The sequence below is a fragment of the Mesorhizobium sp. M4A.F.Ca.ET.050.02.1.1 genome, from assembly GCF_003997725.1.
Classification (GTDB): Bacteria; Pseudomonadota; Alphaproteobacteria; order Rhizobiales; family Rhizobiaceae; genus Mesorhizobium.
Map to the genome: position 1 here is coordinate 1 of NZ_RZSG01000995.1, position 1935 is coordinate 1935.

Below are 1935 nucleotides of genomic sequence, written 5' to 3' on the forward strand. Positions count from 1 at the left end.
CGTCGGATGCCGGGACGCAAGCCCGGACGGGGCTTGCCCCTGCCAAGATCAACCTTGCGCTGCATGTCACCGGTAGGCGCGCCGACGGCTATCATCTGCTCGAAAGCCTTGCCGTATTCACCCGCTTCGGCGACCGGCTGGAGATCGAGCCGGCCGAGAGCGACCGGTTTTCTATCTCAGGCAAATTCGCATCGGGGGTACCGTCCGACGAGACCAATCTGGTGGTGAGGGCGCGCGAGGCGCTGCGCCGGGAAGCGGGATCGCTTGCGACGCCACCTGTCGCGATAACATTGGAAAAGAACCTGCCGGTCGCCTCGGGCGTCGGCGGCGGCTCCAGCGATGCGGCTGCCGTGCTGCGCGGGCTTGCCCGGACATGGCGGCTCGACATCGGCAACGCCGACCTGGCGCGGATCGGCCTGTCGCTCGGCGCCGACCTACCGATGTGCCTGGCGGCCAGGCCGCTGATCGCGCGCGGCGTCGGCGACGAGTTGTCGGCCGTTCCGAGCTTTCCCGCGCTCGCCCTGGTGCTGGTCAATCCCGGCGTCGCGGTGTCCACGCCAGAGGTTTTCAAGGCGTTGGCGAGGCGCGACAACGAAGCGTTGCCGCCGTTGCCCAGCAAGCTTGATTTTCACTCGATCCGCAGCTGGCTGGACGCGACGCGCAACGACCTCGAGCCTGCCGCTCGGACCATCCAGCCCGTGATCGGTGAAGCGCTCAGGGCGCTGAGGAAAGCCGACGCCGGCTTTGCCCGCCTGTCGGGCTCGGGCGCGACTTGCTTCGGCCTGTTCGAGACGGGCAATGTCGCCAAGCGCGCGGCACTCGACATAAGGCACCGGCATCCTGACTGGTTCGTCGCCGCAACGCGAAGCATGGAGGCTTGAATGGCCCGGATCGACGAAAGCCGCCCGTTCATCCCCGTGCGCATCGCGGTACTCACCGTTTCCGACACGCGCAGCCTTGCCGAGGACAAGTCGGGCCAGACGCTGGCTGACCGTATCGCGGAGGCCGGCCATATCCTCGCCGCCCGCGACATCGTCACCGACGACCGGGAAAAGATCCGCGACAAGGTGCTCGGCTGGTCGAAGAACGAAGGCGTCGATGTCGTCATCACCACCGGAGGCACCGGCTTCACCGGCCGCGACGTGACGCCGGAAGCGCTGGAGCCGATCTTCGAAAAGCGCATGGACGGCTTTTCCGAAGTGTTCCACCGCATCTCCTACGACAAGATCGGCACCTCGACGATCCAGAGCCGGGCGACCGGCGGCGTCCTCAACGCCACCTTCGTCTTCGTGCTGCCGGGCTCGCCCGGCGCCTGCAAGGATGCCTGGGACGGCATCATCAGGGCGCAGCTCGACTATCGCCACATGCCCTGCAACTTCGTCGAGATCATGCCGCGCCTGGACGAGCATCTGAAGCGCGGCGGCAAGGCCGGATAGCCGGCTGTCCCCGTCGAGCGTTCAGCGTATCACCGGCTCGCCGTGGAAGCGCCGGCGCGAAGGGCGCGAGACGCCGAAGCCCACTTCCATCATCAGCCGCCGCGTGCGCGTCGGAACCGTGCCCATATGGAAGCCGAACGGATCCTCGACGAAGCCGAGACCTGCTTCTCCCGTGAGCGTGACCGGGCTGTCGTCGCCGTAAACCTTCAGCACCTCATTCGCCGGATGGCCGACAAGCAGCGTCAGCTGGTGCTTGAGGCTGCGGCGTTTGTGGCTGCCGCGCACATAGACATGCGGGCCGGTGCCAGCGTCGCAGGGCTTCAGATAGAAGAAGAATTTCAGCATCCGCCAGTCGTCGAGGTCGAAATGGTACTTGCCGAGCGAGGCGAGGTTCTTGTCGGCGTCGGAAGCCTGGCCGGTCGGAAAGCTCCACCAGACGCGCGTCGTGATCAGTTTCGCCTGGCCGCCGAGATAGCGCTGGGCGATGCCGGACAAGAGC

2 protein-coding genes and 1 pseudogene are annotated in these 1935 nt (G+C 66.5%); 2 read left to right on the forward strand and 1 reads right to left on the reverse strand.

The features are described 5' to 3' along the window. Positions 1-881, forward strand: an 881-nt coding sequence (locus tag EOA33_RS34115) for a 4-(cytidine 5'-diphospho)-2-C-methyl-D-erythritol kinase (protein WP_245482522.1), incomplete at its 5' end; no start/stop codon positions are given. Then, positions 882-1436 (forward strand): molybdenum cofactor biosynthesis protein B, encoded by a 555-nt coding sequence (gene moaB, locus EOA33_RS34120; protein ID WP_127407611.1) that lies wholly within the window; start codon positions 882-884, stop codon positions 1434-1436. It abuts the gene before it with no gap. 21 nt (positions 1437-1457) lie between these two features. Here the strand turns inward: moaB and EOA33_RS34125 are convergent. Continuing rightward, positions 1458-1935, reverse strand: a pseudogene (locus EOA33_RS34125) (hypothetical protein); the annotation flags it as partial.